This is a genomic window from Nocardioides ureilyticus, from assembly GCF_051280745.1.
Taxonomy (GTDB): Bacteria; Actinomycetota; Actinomycetes; order Propionibacteriales; family Nocardioidaceae; genus Nocardioides.
The window spans coordinates 90,538-110,864 of the sequence record NZ_JBNCOG010000011.1; the positions used below are offsets into that span (position 1 = coordinate 90,538).

General features: G+C 74.0%; 17 protein-coding genes. 7 read left to right on the forward strand and 10 right to left on the reverse strand.

The window, feature by feature from the left end:
* Positions 1–101: 101 nt before the first annotated feature.
* Positions 102–1,517: an NAD(P)H-quinone dehydrogenase gene (locus ACSMHG_RS08405; protein ID WP_435743664.1), complete on the forward strand. Its 1,416-nt coding sequence runs from the start codon at positions 102–104 to the stop codon at positions 1,515–1,517.
* A gap of 154 nt (positions 1,518–1,671) precedes the next feature.
* Here ACSMHG_RS08405 and ACSMHG_RS08410 read toward each other — a convergent pair whose 3' ends face one another.
* Positions 1,672–2,373 carry a DUF305 domain-containing protein gene (locus ACSMHG_RS08410; protein ID WP_435743632.1) on the reverse strand — a complete coding sequence of 234 codons (702 nt, stop codon included), beginning with the start codon at positions 2,371–2,373 and terminating at the stop codon, positions 1,672–1,674.
* Positions 2,374–2,456: 83 nt separating this feature from the next.
* On the opposite strand from ACSMHG_RS08410, the gene ACSMHG_RS08415 reads away from it, so the two are divergent.
* Positions 2,457–3,977 (forward strand): LVIVD repeat-containing protein, encoded by a 1,521-nt coding sequence (locus ACSMHG_RS08415; RefSeq protein ID WP_435743634.1) that lies wholly within the window; start codon positions 2,457–2,459, stop codon positions 3,975–3,977.
* A gap of 69 nt (positions 3,978–4,046) precedes the next feature.
* Positions 4,047–5,240: a SpoIID/LytB domain-containing protein gene (locus ACSMHG_RS08420; RefSeq protein WP_435743636.1), complete on the forward strand. Its 1,194-nt coding sequence runs from the start codon at positions 4,047–4,049 to the stop codon at positions 5,238–5,240.
* On the opposite strand, the gene ACSMHG_RS08425 is transcribed toward ACSMHG_RS08420, so the two are convergent.
* The 8 genes from ACSMHG_RS08425 to ACSMHG_RS08460 all read right to left on the reverse strand — a co-directional run bounded on the left by ACSMHG_RS08425 (position 5,221) and on the right by ACSMHG_RS08460 (position 16,051).
* Positions 5,221–5,634, reverse strand: coding sequence for a hypothetical protein (locus ACSMHG_RS08425; RefSeq protein ID WP_435743638.1), 414 nt, complete (start codon positions 5,632–5,634; stop codon positions 5,221–5,223). The genes ACSMHG_RS08420 and ACSMHG_RS08425 overlap by 20 nt on opposite strands.
* A complete protein-coding gene (locus tag ACSMHG_RS08430) occupies positions 5,634–6,893 on the reverse strand; it encodes a hypothetical protein (RefSeq protein WP_435743640.1) in 1,260 nt (419 codons plus the stop codon). The genes ACSMHG_RS08425 and ACSMHG_RS08430 overlap by 1 nt, the downstream gene beginning before the upstream one ends.
* Positions 6,894–6,989: 96 nt before the next feature.
* The gene (locus ACSMHG_RS08435) at positions 6,990–8,174 is read right to left on the reverse strand and encodes a benzoate/H(+) symporter BenE family transporter (RefSeq protein WP_435743666.1); all 1,185 of its coding nucleotides are present in this window, start codon (positions 8,172–8,174) and stop codon (positions 6,990–6,992) included.
* Entirely contained in the window at positions 8,171–11,557 is a 3,387-nt protein-coding gene (locus ACSMHG_RS08440) for a pyruvate carboxylase (protein WP_435743642.1), read from the reverse strand. The genes ACSMHG_RS08435 and ACSMHG_RS08440 overlap by 4 nt, the downstream gene beginning before the upstream one ends.
* Positions 11,558–11,602: 45 nt before the next feature.
* On the reverse strand, positions 11,603–13,135 hold the full coding sequence (locus ACSMHG_RS08445; RefSeq protein ID WP_435743644.1) for a PH domain-containing protein: 1,533 nt from the start codon (positions 13,133–13,135) through the stop codon (positions 11,603–11,605).
* On the reverse strand, positions 13,132–13,620 hold the full coding sequence (locus ACSMHG_RS08450; protein WP_435743646.1) for a PH domain-containing protein: 489 nt from the start codon (positions 13,618–13,620) through the stop codon (positions 13,132–13,134). The genes ACSMHG_RS08445 and ACSMHG_RS08450 overlap by 4 nt, the downstream gene beginning before the upstream one ends.
* A gap of 62 nt (positions 13,621–13,682) precedes the next feature.
* Positions 13,683–14,219 (reverse strand): hypothetical protein, encoded by a 537-nt coding sequence (locus tag ACSMHG_RS08455; protein ID WP_435743648.1) that lies wholly within the window; start codon positions 14,217–14,219, stop codon positions 13,683–13,685.
* 41 nt (positions 14,220–14,260) lie between these two features.
* Positions 14,261–16,051, reverse strand: a complete 1,791-nt coding sequence (locus tag ACSMHG_RS08460; RefSeq protein WP_435743650.1) for an acetyl/propionyl/methylcrotonyl-CoA carboxylase subunit alpha — start codon at positions 16,049–16,051, stop codon at positions 14,261–14,263.
* A gap of 166 nt (positions 16,052–16,217) precedes the next feature.
* On the opposite strand from ACSMHG_RS08460, the gene ACSMHG_RS08465 reads away from it, so the two are divergent.
* Together ACSMHG_RS08465 and ACSMHG_RS08470 are read left to right on the forward strand one after the other, a co-directional pair.
* A complete protein-coding gene (locus ACSMHG_RS08465; RefSeq protein WP_435743652.1) occupies positions 16,218–17,405 on the forward strand; it encodes an acyl-CoA dehydrogenase family protein in 1,188 nt (395 codons plus the stop codon).
* Between the two features lie 33 nt (positions 17,406–17,438).
* Entirely contained in the window at positions 17,439–18,056 is a 618-nt protein-coding gene (locus tag ACSMHG_RS08470; RefSeq protein ID WP_435743654.1) for a GtrA family protein, read from the forward strand.
* Here ACSMHG_RS08470 and ACSMHG_RS08475 read toward each other — a convergent pair.
* Positions 17,986–18,585 (reverse strand): Maf family protein, encoded by a 600-nt coding sequence (locus ACSMHG_RS08475; RefSeq protein ID WP_435743656.1) that lies wholly within the window; start codon positions 18,583–18,585, stop codon positions 17,986–17,988. The two genes, ACSMHG_RS08470 and ACSMHG_RS08475, sit on opposite strands and share 71 nt — an antisense overlap.
* Before the next feature lie 41 nt (positions 18,586–18,626).
* Between ACSMHG_RS08475 and ACSMHG_RS08480 the strand changes: the two genes are divergently transcribed.
* Both ACSMHG_RS08480 and ACSMHG_RS08485 read left to right on the forward strand, forming a co-directional pair.
* Positions 18,627–19,658 carry a glycoside hydrolase family 6 protein gene (locus tag ACSMHG_RS08480; RefSeq protein ID WP_435743658.1) on the forward strand — a complete coding sequence of 344 codons (1,032 nt, stop codon included), beginning with the start codon at positions 18,627–18,629 and terminating at the stop codon, positions 19,656–19,658.
* 60 nt (positions 19,659–19,718) lie between these two features.
* On the forward strand, positions 19,719–20,327 hold a 609-nt coding region (locus tag ACSMHG_RS08485), incomplete at its 3' end, for a response regulator transcription factor (protein ID WP_435743660.1).

Sequence of the window (20,327 nt, forward strand, 5' to 3'; positions counted from 1 at the left end):
GCCGCGCGCGAGGAACGAGCGGGCGGTGTGGCTCGACCAGGTCGAGCCGCCGGCGCGACTGAGGAACGAAGTCGCGGTCCGGCGAGTCGAGACCCAGTGACCTGAGAGGAGCAGTCGCCGTGAGCACCGATCGCGTCGTCATCGTCGGAGGAGGGCCCGGCGGCTACGAGGCGGCCCACGTGGCCGCCCAGCTGGGGGCACGCGTCACGGTCGTCGACCGGGACGGCGTGGGCGGCTCGGCCGTCCTCACCGACTGTGTGCCGAGCAAGACCCTCATCGCGACCGCGGAGGTGATGAGCGACCTTTCGGGCGCCGCCGAGCTCGGCGTGGTCTTCCAGGACGACGAGGGCGACGCGGCGACGTCCATCCGGGTCGACCTGGCCCGGGTGAACCAGCGGGTCAAGCAGCTCGCGGCCGACCAGTCCGAGGACATCGCCCGGCGGCTGGCCAAGGACGGCGTCGACGTGGTCGAGGCGGTCGGTCGGCTCGACGGACCCGGGCGCGTCGTGGCCCGGGCCGCGGACGGCTCCGAGCAGGTCATCGAGGGCGACGCCGTGCTGGTCGCCACCGGCGCGGCGCCTCGCACGCTGCCGACGGCCCAGCCCGACGGGGAGCGGATCCTCACCTGGGAGCAGGTCTACGACCTCACCGAGGTGCCCACCGAGCTGGTGGTCGTGGGCTCCGGCGTCACCGGCGCCGAGTTCGCGAGTGCCTACCTCAACCTCGGCATCCCGGTCACGCTGGTCTCGTCGCGCGACCGGGTGCTGCCCGGTGAGGACGCCGACGCGGCCGCGGTGCTCGAGGACGTGCTCCGCCGACGCGGCATGACGGTGCTCTCGAAGTCCCGCATGGAGTCGGTCACCCGGCACGGTGACACGGTGCGGGTCGCGCTCACCGACGGCCGGACCGTCGAGGCCTCGCACTGCATCCTCGCCCTCGGCTCGGTGCCCAACACCGCTGGGATGGGCCTGGAGGAGGCCGGCGTCATCCTCAAGGACAGCGGCTTCGTCAACGTCGACCGGGTCTCGCGCACCTCCGCCCGGGGCGTGTACGCCGCCGGCGACTGCACCGGCGTGCTGATGCTGGCCTCGGTGGCCGCGATGCAGGGGCGGATCGCGATGTGGCACTTCCTCGGCGACACCGTGCACCCGCTGGACCTGAAGAAGGTCTCCTCGAACGTCTTCACCGCCCCGGAGATCGCCACCGTGGGCTGGTCGCAGGAGGCCGTGGACGCCGGCGAGATGCAGGCCGAGGTCGTCATGCTCCCGCTCTCGGGCAACCCGCGGGCCAAGATGCAGGGCGTCCGGGACGGCTTCGTGAAGCTGCTGTGCCGGCCCGGCACGGGCATCGTCGTCGGTGGCGTGGTCGTCGGCCCGAGGGCCAGCGAGCTGATCCACCCGGTGTCGGTGGCGGTGGCGGAGTCGCTCACCGCCGACCAGCTCGCCCAGGCGTTCACGGTGTACCCGTCGATGTCCGGCTCGCTGGCCGAGGCGGCGCGGCGGCTCCACCGCTTCTGACCACCGCTTCTGACCACCGCTTCTGACCACCGTTGAGTCGGGACCCCTGACCGTTCAGTCGGGGGTTTCGACGGTTCAATCGGCCGATTGAACGGTCACAGGTCCCGATTCGACCGTCACAGGTCCCGATTCGACCGTCACAGGTCCCGACTCGTCAGGCGGGGGAGGCGAGCAGAGCCTCCATGCGGGTGACCTCCGCTGCCTGGCCGGCCTCGACGTCCTGCGCCAGCTCGCCCACGCGCAGGCTGGTGCCGTGCCGGCGGACGTCGGCGGCCATCGCGACGGCGCCGAGGTGGTGCTCGATCATCCCCTCGAGGAAGAGCCGGTCGAAGCCGGCACCTCGGGCCTGCTCGAGCGCCTGCAGCTGCTCGGGCCCGAGCATGCCGACCATGCCCCGGTGACCGTGCTCCGCGTGGTCGTACTGCCGCGGGTCCTCGCCCGGCTGCGGCACGTCGACGCCGCGGGCGCGCAGCCAGGACGCCATGACGAGGATCTCGGGCGCCTGCGCCGCCTCGATGCGCCCGGCGAGGGCACGCACCCGAGGATCCGCGGCGCGGGCCGGCGCGAGCGCGGCCAGGTCGAGGGCCTGACGGTGGTGGACGAGCATCATCTGCACGAAGGCCAGGTCGTCGTGGTTCCAGCGCTCCTCGGGCAGCACCACTGCGGTGGACGACGGCTCGCCCGGTCCTCCCGGCTGCACCTCGACCACCTCGGCCGACGGCGCGTCGGCCGCCGCCGTAGCCGCCGTCGCCGCTGGGGCGGCCGGGTCGGGCGTGGAGTAGGACCCCGCGGTCGACGAGCACCCGACGAGAGGGGCGAGCAGCGCACAGACCACCCATCCGCGCCGCGTGCTCATGCGCCAAGGAGACCACAATCCGGCGTAACCTACGGGTCGGAGCCGGGTTGCACCGGTCACTGCTCCCTCGGAAGGCAACCCCCGTGCGCTACCTGCGTCCCGCTCGTACCACCCTCGCCGCCACGGCGGCAGCCACCCTCCTCGCCTCCGGGCTGGTGCTCGGGCAGGGCGCGGCGAGCGGCGAGGTCGTGCCGACGACCTGCTCGCCGACGGAGGCCCGGCGGCTCGCCTCGGCGGGCGACAACTTCGCCGACGGGTGCCACCTGCCCGGCCAGCTCCTCGCCCGCATGGACGGCGTGACCGCGGCCGCGGCGTCGGGCGAGGTCGACCGATCGCCGGACATGCGGCTGGTCGGCTCGGTCCCTCCGGCCGGGTCGTTCGCCGAGGAGGGCGCCTACGGCACCGATCTCGCCTTCCGCGGGCGTCACGCCTTCGGCGGCAACTACCTCGGCTTCACCGTCTACGACATCAAGCGGCCCGGCAAGCCGCGCCGGGTGGCGCAGGTCGTCTGTCCCGGGGCCCAGAACGACGTGTCCGTGCACGGCCGGCTCCTGGTGCTCTCGGTCGACTCCAGCCGCAGCGACGACTCCTGCCGCAGCCAGGCGCAGCCGGCCTCGGAGAAGTCCAGCTGGGAGGGCATCCGGGTCTTCGACATCTCCCGTCCGGCCCGACCTCGGTACGTCGCCGCGGTCGAGACCGCGTGCGGGTCGCACACCCACACCCTGGCGCCGTCCGACAACGGCCGGAACGTCTTCGTCTACGTCTCCTCCTACGGCCCGGCCTCGGACCAGCCCGACTGCCGCCCGCCGCACGACAGCATCAGCGTCGTGAAGATCCCCGTCGCACGGCCGGCCCGGGCGAGGGTGGTCGCGACGCCGGTGCTGTTCCCGGACGGCGGCAACGCCGGCACGACCGCCCCGCTGGGCTCGAGCGAGACGACCGGCTGCCACGACGTCACGGCGTACCCGGCCAAGGACCTCGCCGCCGGGGCCTGCATGGGTGACGGCGTCCTGCTCGACATCAGCCGGCGGGCCCGCCCTCGGGTGATCGACCGGGTGCAGGACCAGCAGAACTTCGCGTTCTGGCACTCCGCCACCTTCAACAACGCCGGCACCAAGCTCGTCTTCACCGACGAGCTCGGCGGCGGCTCCGCCCCGACCTGCAACCCGCTGCTCGGCCCGACGCGCGGGGCCAACGGCATCTACGACATCGTCGGCCGCCAGCTCGTCTTCCGCAGCTACTACAAGATGCCGCGCGCCCAAGACCTCACCGAGAACTGCGTGGCCCACAACGGCTCCCTCGTGCCCGTGGAGGGCCGCGACATCATGGTGCAGGCGTGGTACCAGGGCGGCACCTCGGTCTTCGACTTCACCGACTCGGCGAACCCCGTCGAGATCGCCCACTTCGACCGAGGCGCGATCAGCGACACCGAGCTGGTGCTCGGTGGATCGTGGTCGTCGTACTGGTACAACGGGCGCGTCTACAGCCACGACATCACGCGCGGGCTCGAGGTCTTTCGCGTCGACGACCCGCTCGTCGCCTCCGCACGCAAGGTCCGGATGCGGGCCTTCAACGCCCAGTCGCAGCCGCACTACCGGCACTGACGCGAACTACAGCACTGTAGTTCAACGATCAACCTTGCGGCGCCCTGTGACAGGTGGTGCCATTGGTGCATGCGCCTGCTCCGGACCGTGGCGGCGTGCGCCCTCGTGGTCCCGGTGCTCACCGGGGTGTCCGCAGGCGCCGCCTCCGCCAGCACCTCGACCGACCGCTGGCGCGTCGCCCGCGCCGACACCGTGACCATCACCGGCCGCGGCTACGGCCACGGCCACGGGATGTCGCAGTACGGCGCCGAGGGCGCGGCGCGCCAGGGCCTGAGCCACCGCCGGATCGTGAAGTTCTACTACCCGGGCACCCGGTGGGGCGTGAGCAAGGGGCGGGTGACCGTCCAGATCTCGGCCGACACCACCGACGACGTCGAGGTGCTCCCGCGCACCCGGCTCGGCATCACCGACCTCACCACCGGCGAGCGCACCCTGCTCCCGGACAACGGCGCGAAGCGGTGGCGGATCAAGCGCGCCCCCGACGGTGACCTGCGCGTCTCGTACCACGCCCGCAAGTGGCGCGGCTGGCGCGACCTGGCGGGGGAGGGCGAGTTCTACGCCGGTGGTGCGCCGATCACGCTCGTGACACCGAGCGGGCTGCGCCCCTACCGCGGCCGGCTCCGGGCAGCGGTCGTGCCCGGCGGCGTGGACACGGTCAACGACCTCACCCTCGAGAGCTACCTCAAGGGCGTGGTGCCGCTCGAGATCCCCGCGACCTGGAGCCCGGCCGCCGTGCGCGCACAGGCGGTCGCGGCCCGGACCTACGCCTCCCACGAGCGAGCGCACCCGCGCTCGACGGACTACCAGCTCTGCGACACGACGTCGTGCCAGGTCTACGGCGGGTACGCCGCCGAGCACCCGGCCTCCAACGCCGCCGTCGACGCCACCCGGCGTCAGATCCTCACCGTGGACGGACGGGCGGCGTTCACCCAGTTCGCCTCGAGCAGCGGCGGCTGGACCTCGGCCGGCTCGGTGCCCTACCTGACGGCGCAGGAGGACCCCTACGACGGCTGGGCCGGCAACCCCGTCCACACCTGGACGACCGAGGTCGAGACCGCCCGCCTCGAGCGGACCTGGCCCGGCGTCGGCAGGTTGCAGCGGATCGAGGTCGTGGCTCGGGACGGGAACGGCCAGTGGGGCGGCCGGGTGCGGACCCTGCGGCTCACCGGCTCGAGCGGCACCGTGACGGTGTCGGGCGACGCCTTCCGCTCAGCGCTCGGACTGCGGTCGACGTACCTCACCTTCAAGCCGGCCGCCGGCTGAGGTCCCCGCCGGTCCCTGGGGCGGGACCCCGGGCCGCCCGCAGGAGCAGCACGCCGTTCGTGGCGACGAGCAGGACACCGATCACCGCCACGGCCAAACCCTGCTCACGGAGCGTGATCGCCACGACCAGCGCGACCGACCCGATGAGGAGGACGGCGGCGCTGCCCAGGGCGCCCCGGCCGCCGGCCGAGGCGCTGCGGGCGCCCAGCCGGACGAGCAGCGCCGCAACGGCCCCGGCGGCGCCGAGCGCCGTGAGGAGCACGAAGAGCGGGCGGTCCGAGGTGCTGTCGGCGGCCGCGACCGCACCGACGGCGGCCACGGCCGCGTGGCCGGCCGCCGACGCCAGCGCGGCGCGGCCGGTGGCGGTGCGGACCGGGTCACGGGTCTCCGGCATCAGCCGATGACCGCGGCCGGCCAGCCCTGCGCGCCGAAGTCCCCGGTCTCGGACGCGACCTGGGAGAACACGTCCTGGGCACTGCTCGCCGCGCCACGCAGGTTGAGGATGGCCGCCGAGATGGCGGCGATGGCGGCGGCCGCGCCGGTGAGGACGGTCGGCGGCACCGCGGGGAGCCCCAGGATGCTGATCGCCTCGCCCGTGGCGGTGACGATCGCGACCACGAGGATGGCGATCGCGGCGATCACGGCGCCGAAGAAGATGTAGAGCGCGGTGGCCAGGCTGCTCAGCGCCGGGCCCATCGGCGCCGTGAGCTTGCTCTGCACCGCGGTGAGCGCCTTCTGCTGCGCCGAGAGGGCGAAGGCGTACCGGTCGGCGGCGCGACCCTTCCACTGGTAGTCCACCTCGCTCTGCGACCGGTCGGCCTCGGTGGCGCGCGCCGCGACCGGGCCGCCGACGCCGACCCAGTCGTCCGCGGCGGCGTTGAGGTCCCACGGCGCCCCGATGTAGGAGACGAACTCCCCGACCTTGTCCCAGAACTGGCCCATCTTCTCCATCGCCACGTCCCAGAGCGCCATGAACTTGTCCACGGCCCAGCCGAGGCCCCACGGGACCCAGTCGACGCGAGCGCCCGACCGCGTCGAGCACCGCGTCGGTGATCTCCCGACCGAGGTTCGCGGGGTGGGCCTTGGGCAGCCACCGCTGGTCGAGCTCGACGTCGAGCAGCTCGCCGCCCGAGCTGACGGTCGCTCGGGCGTGCCCCGAACGGCTCCGGCCCTGGTGCCGGACCGAGGCGTGGTCGTCGAGGAGCCGGTTGGCCTCGTCGAGGCCCTCCCGGACGTCGGCGAGCATCTGCTCCACGAGCGCGCCGGCCGCGCTCGGGTCTCGCCGGCGGCCGCGAGCCGGTCCCGGAAGGCGTCGACGAAGAGCGAACCGTGGCGACCGGGCCGCGCGCGTGGTGCGGGGCCGTCGGCTGCCTCGGCCACCGCCGCGGCGTACGCCTCCAGGCGGGCGGTCCTGGCTCCGGCGAAAGCCTCGAGCACGGCGCCGGGCAGCCTGGCGCCGGTCAGGCGACGGTCCCAGGTGAAGCCGACCTGGACGGCCCGGAGCCGGCCGTCCGCGTCGAGGTGGACCACCACCTCGCCGGTGGCGTCGGCGCCCTCGACCGGCCCGACCGCTTGCTGTGCGCCGGCCGTCTGCTGCAACAGGACGTCGCTCTGCTCACGCAGGACCGCGAGATCCTCGACGTGGTCGGGCACCGTGCCTCCTCCGGTGGTGCGCGGCCGGCGCCGTGCTGTCTCGTGCTGCCTTCGTGCTGCCCAGGGGACCAGCGCCTGAAACCCGCGGATCGTGCCTCAGTTCCTCGCACCCAGGAGCGGGCGGAGCGCGAGGCCGGCGAGGAGCGCCCAGAAGGCGGAGCCGACGCCGAGGACGGTGACCCCGGAGGCCGCGACCAGGAAGCAGACGGCGGCGGCCTCGCGACCGTCCTCCTCGGCGAGCGCGCCGGACAGCGAGGAGGCCAGGGTGCCGACGAGCGCCAGCCCGGCGGCGGCCTGCACGATGTCGCCGGGCGCCGCCACCACGACCGCGGTGAGCGCCGACGCGCCGGCCGCGAGGACGAGGTAGGTGCCCGAGGCGCTGACGCTCGCCAGCCATCGACGGGACCGCTCCGGCCCGGCCAGCGGGCCGGCCGCCATCGCGGCGGTGATCGCGGCCAGGTTGACGGCGTGGCCGCCGAACGGCGCCGCGACCAGGGTCCCGACGCCCGTGACGCCCATCGCCTCGCGCCACGGCACGGCGTACCCGTGGCCGGTCATCACCGCGACGCCGGGGACGTTCTGGGAAGCCATGGTGACCACGTAGAGCGGTACGGCGATCGAGACGACCGCGGGCAGGGTCCACGCCGGCGTGGTCCACGCGAGGGTGGGGGCGAGCTCGGCCACGTCCACCGCGTCGCCCGCCTCGAGCAGGACGACGAGCAGGGCCACGGCGAGCGAGGCGGGCACCGCCCAGCGCCGGAAGAGGACCTGGCCCACGAGCCACGTCCCGACCACCGGGCCGACCAGTGTGGGGGAGTCGGCGAGGGCGGTGACCGGCGCCAGGCACAGCGGCAGCAGGACGCCGGCGAGCATCGCCCCCGCCAGGGACGCGGGAATCCGGCCCACCACGTCGCCAAGCCACGGGAGCAGCCCGGTGAGGGCGATGAGCAGCGCGCTGACGAGGAACGCGCCGACGGCGGCCGGCCAGCCACCCTCGACCACGCCGGTCGTCACCAGGAGCGCCGCGCCCGGCGTGGACCAGGCCAGGGTCAGCGGGGTGCGGTGCCGGACGCTGAGCCACAGCATCGCCAGCGCCTGCGTGACGCAGAGCGCGACCAGCCCCGACGCGGCCTCGGCCGGGGACGCCCCGACGGCCGCGAGACCGGCGAGGACGACGACGAAGGAGCTGCTGAACCCGACGACCGCAGCGACGACACCGGCGACGACGGGGACGCTCGTCGCCCCCGACGTGCCGGACGCCCCGGCTGTGCTCGTGCTCAGGCGAGCACCAGCACCAGGTCGCCGCCCTCGACGGCCTGGGTGCCGCCCAGGGCGATCCGCTCGACCCGGCCGGCGACCGGCGCGGTGATGGAGGCCTCCATCTTCATCGCCTCGATCGTCGCCACCGTGTCACCCGCCGCCACCTGGTCGCCCTCGGCGACCACCACGGTCACCACGCCCTGGAACGGCGCGGCGACGTGGCCGGGGCGGCCGGTGTCGGCACGCTCCGCGGCGGCCACCTCCGAGGCGACGGACCGGTCGCGCACCGAGACCGGCCTGAGCTGGCCGTTCACGGTCGCCATGACGGTGCGGAAGCCGCGCTCGTCGGGCTCGCTGATCGCCTGGAGACCCAGGATCAACCGGATCCCCTCGGCCAGCTCGACCTGGTGCTCCTCGCCGGGCTGCAGGCCGTAGAGGTACTCCACGGTGGGGATGACCGAGACATCGCCGTACCGCTCGCGCAGCTCGAGGAACTCCCGGGTCGGCCCGGGGAAGAGCAGCTCGTTGAGCGCCCGGCGCCGCGTGTCGCCGGCGGTGGCGAGCGTGCTGCGCTGCTCCTCGGTCAGGTCCTCGTCCGGGGCCTGCCAGGTGCGTCCGGCCAGCGCCTTGGTGCGGAACGGCTCGGGCCAGCCGCCCGGCGGGTCGCCGAGCTCGCCGTTGAGGAAGCCGATGACCGAGTCGGGGATGTCGAACCGGCCCGGGTCGTCGGCGAACTCGGCGGGGTCGACGCCCTGGCCGACCAGCGAGAGGGCCAGGTCGCCCACCACCTTCGAGGACGGCGTCACCTTGACGACGTTGCCCAGGATGTCGTTGGCCGCCGCGTAGGTGTCCTCGACCTGCTCGAACTTCTCGCCGAGGCCCAGCGCGATGGCCTGCTGGCGGAGGTTGGAGAGCTGCCCGCCGGGGATCTCGTGGCGGTAGACCCGGCCGGTCGGGGCCGGCAGGCCGGACTCGAACGGCGCGTAGACCCGGCGGACGGCCTCCCAGTAGGGCTCGAGCGCGTTGACGGCCGCCAGGGACAGCCCCGTCTCCCGTCCGGAGTGGTCGGTCGCCGCCACCAGCGCCGACAACGGCGGCTGCGACGTCGTCCCCGCCATCGAGGCGGTCGCGGCGTCGACGGCGTCGACACCTGCCTCGATCGCCGCGGTCAGGGTGGCGAGCTGGCCACCGGTGGTGTCGTGGGTGTGCAGGTGGACCGGCAGGTCGAACCGGTCGCGCAGCGCGGTGACCAGGGTGCGCGCGGCGGGGGCGCGCAGCAGCCCCGCCATGTCCTTGATCGCGAGCACGTGCGCGCCGGCCTCCACGATCCGCTCGGCGAGGCGCAGGTAGTAGTCGAGGGTGTAGAGCCGCTCGCCAGGGTCGGAGAGGTCGCCGGTGTAGCACAGCGCGACCTCGGCGACGGTCGTGCCGGTCGCGCGCACCGCCTCGATCGCGGGGCGCATCTGCTCGACGTCGTTGAGGGCGTCGAAGATGCGGAAGACGTCGATGCCGGTGGCGGCCGCCTCCTGCACGAAGGCGTCGGTCACCGCGGTCGGGTACGGCGTGTACCCGACGGTGTTGCGGCCTCGGAGGAGCATCTGCAGGCAGACGTTCGGGACGGCCTCCCGCAGCGCCGCCAGCCGCTCCCACGGGTCCTCGCCCAGGAAGCGCAGCGCCACGTCGTACGTCGCGCCGCCCCACGCCTCGAGCGACCACAGCTGCGGCGTCGTACGGGCGACGTGCGGCGCGACCGCGAGCATGTCGCACGTGCGCACGCGGGTGGCCAGCAGCGACTGGTGGGCGTCACGGAAGGTGGTGTCGGTGACCGCGACGCCGATCTGCTCGCGCAGCAGCCGCGCGAACCCCTCCGGCCCCTCGCTGAGCAGCAGCTGGCGGGAGCCGTCGGGTGCGGGGGCGTCGAGGTCGGTCGCCGGCAGCTTGCTCGCGGGGACCACCGAGACCGGAGCCCGGCCGTGCGGCTGGTTGACGGTCACGTCGGCGAGGTAGGCCAGCAGCTTGCTGCTGCGGTCACCGCTGCCGCGTGCCTTGAGCAGCTGCGGGTGGGTCTCGATGAACGACGTGGTCACCCGGCCGGAGGCGAAGTCGGGGTCGTCCAGCACCGCCTGCAGGAAGGGGATGTTGGTGGACACGCCGCGGATGCGGAACTCCGCCACTGCGCGGCGGGCCTTCTCGACGGCCTTCTCGAAGGTGCGGCCGCGGCAGGTCAGCTTGGCGAGCATGGAGTCGAAGTGGGCGGAGACCTCCGCACCGGTGTAGACGGTGCCGCCGTCGAGGCGGATGCCGCCGCCGCCGGGGGAGCGGTACGTCGTGATGACGCCGGTGTCGGGCCGGAACCCGTTGGCGGGGTCCTCGGTGGTGATCCGGCACTGCAGCGCCGCCCCGCGCAGCACGATGCCCTCCTGCGAGAGGCCGAGGTCGGCGAGGGTCTCCCCGGCCGCGATCCGCATCTGGGACTGCACCAGGTCGACGTCGGTGACCTCCTCGGTCACGGTGTGCTCGACCTGGATGCGCGGGTTCATCTCGATGAAGACGTAGTTGCCCTGGGGGTCGAGCAGGAACTCCACGGTGCCGGCGTTGCGGTAGCCGATCTCCCGGGCGAACCGCACCGCGTCGGCGCAGATCCGGTCCCGCAGCTCCGGGTCCAGGTTCGGCGCGGGCGCGATCTCGACGACCTTCTGGTGACGCCGCTGCACCGAGCAGTCGCGCTCGAAGAGGTGGATCACGTTGCCCTCGCCGTCGGCGAGGATCTGCACCTCGATGTGGCGCGGGTCGACCACGGCCTGCTCGATGAAGACCGTCGGGTCGCCGAAGGCGGCCTCGCCCTCGCGCATGCAGGTCTCCACGGCCTCGCGGAGGTCCCCGGGCCGCTCGACGCGCCGCATGCCGCGGCCGCCGCCGCCGGCGACGGCCTTGACGAACAGCGGGTACGGCAGTGCCTCGGCCGAGGCGACGAGCGCGTCGACGTCGGTCGACGGCTCGACGCTGGCCAGCGTCGGCACGCCCGCCGCCTTGGCCGCCGCGATCGCGCGCGCCTTGTTGCCGGTGAGCTCGAGCACCTCCGAGCTGGGCCCGATGAAGGTGATCCCGGCCTCCGCGCAGGCCTCGGCCAGCGCCGGGTTCTCCGAGAGGAAGCCGTAGCCCGGGTAGACGGCGTCGGCGCCGGCCCGCACCGCCGTGTCGACGATCGCCTGCGGGTCGAGGTAGGCGCGGACGGGGTGTCCGCGCTCGCCGATCTCGTAGGCCTCGTCGGCCTTCAACCGGTGCTCGGACCACCGGTCCTCGTAGGGGAACACCGCGACCGTGCGCGCGCCGACCTCGTAGGCCGCGCGGAAGGCACGGACCGCGATCTCGCCGCGGTTGGCCACCAGCACCTTGGAGAACATGGCCGACAGGCTAGGGGGCGGCCGGTGCCTTCGCTGCGGCGATCCTCACGGCGAGACGGCCGAGGGCTCGAGGAACTGCTCGACCAGGCCGGGGACCGCCTCGGCGGCCAGGGTGGTGCCCTGCTCCTCGGGTACGTCCAGGACGGTCACCGACTGGCGTCCGCCGGCGGTGGTGGCGACGAGCGTCGCCAGGCCGGTGCGGCGCTGGAACCAGGTGGCGCGGAAGGTCCAGCCGATGACGTCGCCGGTGGCCAGCACGTCACGGCGGCGGTAGAGGCTGCCGGAGCGGCTGACGACGTACCCGTCGACGAGCCGGTGCCCCAGCGCGCGGACCCGGTCGAACGCGAGCAGCGCAGCGGCGACGGGCAGCGCGCACGCGCCGACCCACCACCACGGTGACCGGGTGACGGCGACCACGGCGAAGGCGCCGGCGCCGAGGAGCGCGGGCCCCAGCGCCCGGGTCCAGCGCCGCCGCGACGCCGCACGGCCGTGGCGGACGAGCGGTGCGTCGACCGGACCGCTGACGCCGAGCACGGATCGGGCGACCTCCGCGACCACGGCCCGGGGCGCGGGCGGGACCAGCGCGGGGTCCTGCTGGCCGTCCAGCCCGGTGGCGATCGCCGAGAGCCGGCCGCCCCCGGCGGCGCGCAGCCCGAGCGGCTCCCCGAGGGTCACGCCGGAGAGGCGCTCGTCGTCGATGCTGGTCTCCCGGGTGGTCAGCAGCCCACGGCGCAGGTGCCAGGCGCGGTCCCGGTGCACGAGCGTGAAGCCCCAGTTGGCGACGAGGTAACCGCCCACCGCCAGCGCCGAGGTCGCCAGCGCCAGCGCCAGCACCGCCACGAGCGCGGCGAGCGGCACCGAGAGCCCCGCGACGCGGTCGCCCCACGAGGACAGGTCGTCGTCGTCGACCCGCAGCCGGCCGAAGCCGTCGGCGAGCTGCGTGAGGACACCGACCAGGGCGGCGGTGATCGCGAGACCGGTCGAGGTCAGGGGTGCGAACCGGGCCCACGTCGGGTCCAGGACGACCACCGGGGCGGCGGGCGGGGCCTCCTCGGCGGACGGCGCGGCGGCGGGCGCCGCACGGAGGAGCTGGACGCGGAGGGCCTGGGCGCGGGCCACGGGAAGACCGTCGAGGTCGAGCCGCTCGTCGTCGCTGGTCGAGGTCGTGCCGGTGCCGATCCGCACGGTGACCAGCCCGAGCAGCCGGTGGACCACCGAGGCGGTCAGGTCGACGGTCCGGACCCGGTCGACGGAGGCGGTGAGGACGTGCCGTGCCAGCAGCCCACGCCGCAGCTCGATCCGGCCGTCGCCGATCCGGTAGCGGGTCGTGAGGTACTTCAGCACGCCGAGGACGACGGGGACGAGCAGCCCGAGGGCCTGCCAGCCGCGTCCGCCGGAGGCGGTGCCCGCCACGAGGAGCCCGAGCAGCACCGGCAGGAACTTGATCGTCTCCTGGACCGGCTGGACCAGGAGCATCCGGCGGTCCAGCCGCTGCCACTGCGCCTGTGGCGCCTCCGGCGGCTGCGGCGGGTCCTCCTGCGGCTCTCCGTCCGCTGCTGGGGTGCCCGGTCCGCTCACGTGGCGTCCCCCTCGACGGCGTCCGCCTTGACCGTGAGCTCGGCCACCAGGGCGCGGGCGCGCTCGCGGTCGAGGCCGTCGATGGTGAGGGCGCCGGCGGCGGACGCGGTGGTCACCGTGACGGTCGCGAGGCCGAAGAGCCGTGCGATCGCCCCTTCGGCGTGGTCGACGGTCTGGATGCGCGACATCGGCGCGATCCGGCGCTCGCGCGCCCACCAGCCGGTCTGGGTGTAGACCGCCGAGTCGGTCACCTCCCAGCGGTGCACGACGTAGCGCCACTGCGGCACGACGAGCACCCACGCCGCGACCGCGGCGACGAACGCCGCGACCATCCACCAGCGCACGTCGACCGCGTCGACGGCCAGGCCGACGAGGAGCAGCACGACGAGCGTCACGCCGCCCTCCACGAGCGCGGTCACCTGCCACATCAGCCGGGCTCGAGGGCTCACCCGGTGGGCAGGGTCACGCAGGAGCGGGGTGGTCACGGAGCCACGCTAGCCAGGGGACCGGCGGCCCGTCCGCACGGGCCCCGTCGCGCCACCCGGCCTCAGCCGCTGGTGACCCAGGGGCCGAACCGACGCTTGCCCGGCGCGTGGTCGACCGGCGTGCCGGGGTAGTCGTTCGCGGTCACCAGGTTGACCCGCAGGCGGTCGGGGTAGCCCAGGCACCCCCGGGGGACGACGAGCCGCATCCGCTGCGCGTCCCAGTCGATGTCGTTGCCGGCCCGGCACACGACCTCACCCTGGGCGCCCGCCCAGCCGTCGGCGCGCAGGACCCGCCACTCCTCCACCTCGGTGCCGGTCGAGACGACCCACTCCGGGCCGGGGGAGGAGGCGTCGGTGTCGACGTTGAACCGGTAGACGTCGGCGAGGCCGCTGTCCTCGGCGTGGACCACAGCCAGGCGGAGCGCCCTCGGTGCGTGCTTGACCCGCACCTTCGTGACGTCGCCGGAGGTGAACTGGGTCTTCGCGTCGCCGGCCGGGTCCTTGATGGCGTCGACGGCGGCGCCGGCCGGCGCCGCCGTCGTGGCGGCCAGCACCCCACCGAGGAGTGCCGCCGCGGCGGTCGTTGCTGCACGGGTCATGGTCATGTGGTGTTGACGCCCGGCGGCCTCGAAAGGTTGCGTCAGCCCTTGACCTCGCAGATGACCGCGCCGTTGGTGACGGTCGCGCCCACCTCGGCCTGCAGGCCGGTGACGGTGCCGGCCTTGTGGGCCTTGAGGGGCTGCTCCATCTTCATTGCCTCGATGACGACCACGGTGTCGCCCTCGGCGACCTCCTGGCCCTCCTCGACGACGACCTTGACGACGGTGCCCTGCATCGGGCTGGTGACCGCGTCGCCGCTGGCGGCGGCGCCGCTGCCGCCGCCCTTCTTGCGCTTCGGCTTCTTCGCGCCGCCGGCACCACCGGCGGCGGCGATGCCGCCGAGGCCGCCGGGCAGGACGACCTCCAGACGCTTGCCGCCGACCTCGACCACCACGCTCTGGCGCTCCTCGGCCTCCTCGGCCTCGGCGACGTCCCCGGAGTAGGGCTCGATCTGGTTGTCGAACTCGGTCTCGATCCACTGGGTGTAGACGTCGAAGGAGCCCTCGCCGGACGGGTTCGAGGCACCGACGTACGCCGGGTCGGACACGACCGCGCGGTGGAAGGGGATGACCGTCGGCATGCCGTCGACCACGAACTCCGCCAGCGCCCGTCGCGAGCGCTCGAGCGCCTGCGTGCGGTCGCGGCCGGTGACGATGAGCTTGGCGATGAGGGAGTCGAACGAGCCGGGGATGGTCTCGCCGTTCTCGTAGCCGCCGTCGAGGCGCACGCCGGGGCCGCTCGGCGGGCTCCACGCGGACAGGGTGCCGGGGGCGGGCATGAAGTTGCGGCCGCCGTCCTCGGCGTTGATGCGGAACTCGATGGAGTGGCCGCGGATCTCCGGGTCGTCGTACCCGAGCTCCTCACCGGCGGCGATGCGGAACATCTCGCGGACGAGGTCGATGCCGGTGACCTCCTCGGAGACGCAGTGCTCGACCTGCAGCCGGGTGTTGACCTCGAGGAAGGAGATGGTGCCGTCCTGGGCGACCAGGAACTCACAGGTGCCGGCCCCGTAGTAGCCGGCCTCCTTGAGGATGCGCTTGGAGGACTCGTAGAGCTCGCTCAGCTGCTCGTCGGTCAGGAACGGCGCGGGCGCCTCCTCGACCAGCTTCTGGTTGCGGCGCTGCAGCGAGCAGTCCCGGGTGGAGACGACCACGACGTTGCCGTGCTGGTCGGCCAGGCACTGGGTCTCGACGTGGCGCGGCTTGTCGAGGAACTTCTCCACGAGGCACTCACCGCGGCCGAAGGCGGTGACCGCCTCGCGGACCGCGGACTCGTAGGCGTCGGGGATCTCCTCGAGGGTGCGCGCCACCTTGAGGCCACGGCCGCCGCCGCCGAAGACCGCCTTGATGGCGACCGGCAGCCCGTTGGCCTTGGCGAACTCGACGACCTCGTCGGCGTCCTTGACCGGGTCCTTGGTGCCCGGCGCCAGCGGGGCCTTCGCCTTGTCGGCGATGTGCTTGGCCTTGGCCTTGTCGCCGAGGGCCTCGATCGCCGCCGGCGGCGGGCCGATCCAGGTGAGCCCGGCGTCGATGACCGCCTGGGCGAAGTCGGCGTTCTCGGCCAGGAAGCCGTAGCCGGGGTGGACCGAGTCCGCGCCGGCCTTCTCCGCCACCGCGATGATCTTGGCGATGTCGAGGTAGGAGTCGGCCGGCGTCGCGCCGCCGAGCGAGTGCGCCTCGTCGGCGAGGCGCACGTGCATCGCGTCGCGGTCGGGCTCGGCGTAGACGGCGACGCTGCCGATGCCGGCGTCGCGGCAGGCGCGGATGACGCGCACTGCGATCTCGCCGCGATTCGCGATGAGGACCTTCGTGAGGGGCTTGCTCTCCGGCACCGTGCGCACTCCTGGTGGTCGTGACAGTCGTACTGACAGAACGCCGGGCAGGCTATCGCCCCGCGAAGCGGACCGACCGGGTGGTCCCGACCGCGAGACGCCGGGACCCGGCTCGACGGCCCCGGAGTGGTTAACAACCGTTAACCACTCCGGCTAGCATCGCGCCATGACGTCGTTCGAGCTGTCGCGAGAGCACGAGGAGTTCCGCCGGAGCGTCCGGGAGTTCGCGGAGGCGGAGATCGCGCCCCATGCCGCGGCGTGGGACCGCGAGCACCACTTCCCTGTGGACGTGGTGCGGCGGATGGGGCAGCTCGGCCTCTTCGGCCTCACCGCGCCGGAGGAGTACGGCGGCGCCGGCGAGGACGGGGACTTCACCAGCCTCTGCGTCGCGATCGAGGAGATCGGGCGGGTCGACCAGTCGATGGGGATCACCCTGCAGGCGGCCGTCGGCCTGGGCATCAACCCGATCCTCACCTACGGCACACCCGCGCAGAAGGAGCGCTGGCTCCCGGCCCTGGTCGCCGGCGAGCGGCTCGCCGGCTTCGGCCTCACCGAGCCCGGGGCCGGCTCCGACGCCGGGGCGACCCGCACCCGGGCCGAGCTGGTCGACGACGAGTGGGTGGTCAACGGCGCGAAGCAGTTCATCACCAACTCGGGGTCGTCGATCACCTCGCTCGTGACGGTCACCGCGCGCACCGGGACGCGGGAGGGTGGGAAGCCCGAGATCTCGGCGATCATGGTGCCGGCGGGGACGCCCGGGTTCACCGCGGAGAAGGCCTACGACAAGCTGGGCTGGCACGCCTCGGACACGCACCCGCTGTCCTTCGAGGACGCGCGGGTCCCGGCCGACCACCTGCTCGGCGAGCGGGGTCGTGGTTACGCCCAGTTCCTCGCCACCCTCGACGACGGACGGGTGGCGATCTCGGCGCTCTCGGTCGGCTGCATCCAGGCCTGCCTGGACATGGCGGTGGCCTACGCCGGGGAGCGGCAGACCTTCGGCGGCCCGATCGGCCGCAAGCAGGGCGTGGCGTTCCAGGTCGCCGACCTCGAGGTGATGCTCCACGCCAGCCGGATGCTCACCTACCGGGCCGCGGCGATCAAGGACGCGATGGCCGACGGCGGTGCGTCGTACCGGGAGTTCAAGCAGGCGGCGGCGGTGGCCAAGCTCTACTCGACCGAGTCGGCGGTGACCGCGACCAGGATCGCGACCCAGGTCTTCGGCGGCTACGGGTTCATGGAGGAGTACCCGGTGGCCCGGTTCTACCGCGACGCCAAGGTCCTCGAGGTCGGCGAGGGCACCTCGGAGGTGCAGCGGATGCTCATCGCCCGCGGCCTCGGCCTACCCGTGGAGTGACCGCCCGGGCGGGGATTCGTTAGCCTGAGAGCCATGTCGAACCGGCGCTTCCTCGGTGAGGCCGGTCGGTTCATCGCCGTGGGCGGCGTGGCGACGGTCGTCGCCCTCTTCCTGTTCAACCTGCTCGTGCACGGCTTCAACACCGGCGAGCACGCCCTGCTGCCCGACCAGCCGATCCTGGCCTACGTCATCGCCAACACCGTCGGCATGGTCATCAGCTACCGCGGCAGCCGCACCTGGGCCTTCCGCGACCGTCCGCCGGCACAGGCCGACGGCGGGCGGACGGCGTTCGTCGCCATCAACGTCATCACCATGACGATCCCGGTCGCCTGCCTGTGGTTCAGCCGGAACGTGCTCGGTCTCGACGACCCGGTCTCCGACAACGTCGCCGCGAACGTGATCGGGCTGGTCCTCGGCCTGGTGCTCCGGTTCTACCTCTTCCGGCGGTTCATCTTCCGCAGGCCGATCCACCTCACGCAGATGTACGACCCGGCCGGGCCGCCGCGGCTCCCGGAGCCCGACCACCCCGGGGCGGGGGAGCCGGCCGACCTCGACGGTGTCCAGCTGCCGGGTGGTCCGGTCAGCGAGCCCAGAGACCCGTCCACGAGTGCCCCAGCTCCGCCACGAGGTCCCTCAGCAGCGGGAGGCTGACCCCGACCACGTTGTGGTGGTCGCCCTCGATCCCGGTCACGAAGGCGCCGCCGAGCCCGTCGACGGTGAAGGCGCCCGCGACGTGCAGGGGCTCGCCCGTCGCAACGTACGCCGCCACCTCGTCGTCGCCGACGTCGGCGAAGTGGACGGTCGTGGAGGCCGTCGCGGCGGCGACCCGGCCGCTCGCGGTGTCGCGCAGCGAGTGACCGGTGCGCAGCACCCCGCTGCGTCCGCGCATGGCCCGCCACCGCTCGACCGCCTCCTCGGCGTCGGCCGGCTTCCCGAGCGCCTCGCCGTCGAGCTCGAGCACCGAGTCGCACCCCAGCACCAGCGCGCCGGCGGGGACCTCGGCGCGCCCGGCGACCGCCGCACACTTCAGCTCGGCGAGCTGGAGGGCGAGCTCGGCCGGAGGCACGTCGGTCACCTGGGACTCGTCGACGCCGGAGACGATCACCACCGGGTCGAGGCCGGCGTTGCGCAGGGTCGTCAGGCGGGCGGGGGAGGCGGAGGCGAGCACGAAGGTCGGCACGGTCCCAGCATCGCTCACGCCCGCCCCGGCACAATGACCGCGTGCCGTCCGACGCCGCGTTCGAGCCGCAGCGGCCCCGGCGCCCGCGTCGCGCGGGCCTCGTGGCGGTCGTCGCCGCGACGGCCGCCGTGCTCGTGCTCCTCGCCGTCCTCGCCGCGCGCGGCCTCGAGGTCGGGCCGTTCCAGCCGGGCGCCCAGGAGCGGAACGTCTTCGCCGAGCGGCCGCAGTACGCCGACCCCGGGTCGCGTGCCGCCCAGGCGGCGGCCCAGGCGCGCGCCGACGGCCGGACCGCCGAGGCGGAGGCCTTCGCCGAGCTGGCCTCGGTCCCGGCCGGCATCTGGCTGACGCCGGAGGAGCACCCGCCCGGGGAGGTCGGCGGCTACGTCGCCGAGGTCGTCGAGTCCGCCGACGAAGCCGGACGGGTCCCCGTCCTCGTCGTCTACGGCGTGCCCGACCGTGACTGCACCGGCGGCTTCTCGGCCGGTGGGCTCGACGCCGAGGCGTACCTCCCGTGGGTGCGGGAGGTCGCCACCGCGGCCGGCGGGGCCGACCGGGCCGTGGTGGTGCTCGAGCCGGACGCGCTCGCGGCCGCCGTCGAGTGCGACCGGCGCGAGGAGCGGGTGGCGCTGCTGTCGCAGGCGGTCGACGTCCTCGTCGAGGCCGGCGTGACGACGTACCTGGACGGCGGCCACTCGGGCTGGGTGCCCGCCCGCGAGCTCGCCGAGCTGCTGCGCCAGGTGGGGGTCGACGAGGTGCGCGGATTCGCCACCAACGTCGCGAACTACCAGACCGACGCGGCCGAGGTCGCCTGGGCGGAGCGGCTCAGCCGGCTCACCGGAGGCGCCAGCTACGTCGTCGACAGCGGGCGCAACGGCGTGGGCTCCCCCGAGGACTGGTGCAACCCGCCCGGGCAGGCGCTGGGGCAGCGGCCGGGGTACGTCGACGACGGCACCCGGCTGGACGCGTACCTGTGGATCAAGCCACCCGGCGAGAGCGACGGCGAGTGCAACGGTGGCCCGCCGGCGGGCCAGTTCTGGCCGGAACGCGCCTCCCAGCTGGTGACGGCGGGCTGAGGGACTGCCGGACCGCCGGACTGCGGGACCGAGGGGTCCGCCGTTGCTAGGCTCCTGCTCATGCAGGGGGACGTCTGGACAGCGGTCATCATCGAGGACGACCCCGATGTCCGGGACCTCATCGACATCGTGCTGACCCAGTCCGGGTTCACGACGGTCGTGGCGGAGAACGGCATGGAGGGCGTCGAGGCCGTCCGGGCCCACAACCCGCTCATCACGACGCTGGACGTGAACATGCCCGGCATGGACGGGTTCGCTGCGGCCAAGCGGCTGCGCGAGTTCAGCAACACCTACCTGATCATGATCACCGCGCTCGCCGACGAGATCGACGTCGTGCAGGGCTTCGAGGCCGGTGCGGACGACTACCTCGTCAAGCCGTTCCGGCCCCGCGAGCTGCGCGCCCGCGCCGACTCGATGCTGCGGCGCCCACGGGCCCGGGCCGGCCAGCCCGTCGGGTGGGCCGGGGACGACGACGGCCACGGGCAGGCTCCGAGCGCGCCCGTGCATCGGGAGCCGCCGCGCGAGGAGTCGTGGGCGGCGGTCGCCGCCCGGGAGCTGGCCGCCCACGCACACCTGCGTCCGGTGCGCCACGAGGAGGCTCCTGCGCGCCCCGCTGCCGCGCAGCCGATCCCGCCGCAGCCGGCGCCACCGCAGCAGCCGCAGCCGGTC

Bases quoted from the DNA above. Each gene is read 5' to 3' on its own strand.
- ACSMHG_RS08410 (WP_435743632.1), bottom strand. From the start codon at position 2,373: ATGAGCACGCGGCGCGGATGGGTGGTCTGTGCGCTGCTCGCCCCTCTC.
- ACSMHG_RS08420 (WP_435743636.1), top strand. From the start codon at position 4,047: ATGCGCCTGCTCCGGACCGTGGCGGCGTGCGCCCTCGTGGTCCCGGTG.
- ACSMHG_RS08425 (WP_435743638.1), bottom strand. From the start codon at position 5,634: ATGCCGGAGACCCGTGACCCGGTCCGCACCGCCACCGGCCGCGCCGCG.
- ACSMHG_RS08440 (WP_435743642.1), bottom strand. From the start codon at position 11,557: ATGTTCTCCAAGGTGCTGGTGGCCAACCGCGGCGAGATCGCGGTCCGT.
- ACSMHG_RS08455 (WP_435743648.1), bottom strand. From the start codon at position 14,219: ATGACCCGTGCAGCAACGACCGCCGCGGCGGCACTCCTCGGTGGGGTG.
- ACSMHG_RS08465 (WP_435743652.1), top strand. From the start codon at position 16,218: ATGACGTCGTTCGAGCTGTCGCGAGAGCACGAGGAGTTCCGCCGGAGC.
- ACSMHG_RS08470 (WP_435743654.1), top strand. From the start codon at position 17,439: ATGTCGAACCGGCGCTTCCTCGGTGAGGCCGGTCGGTTCATCGCCGTG.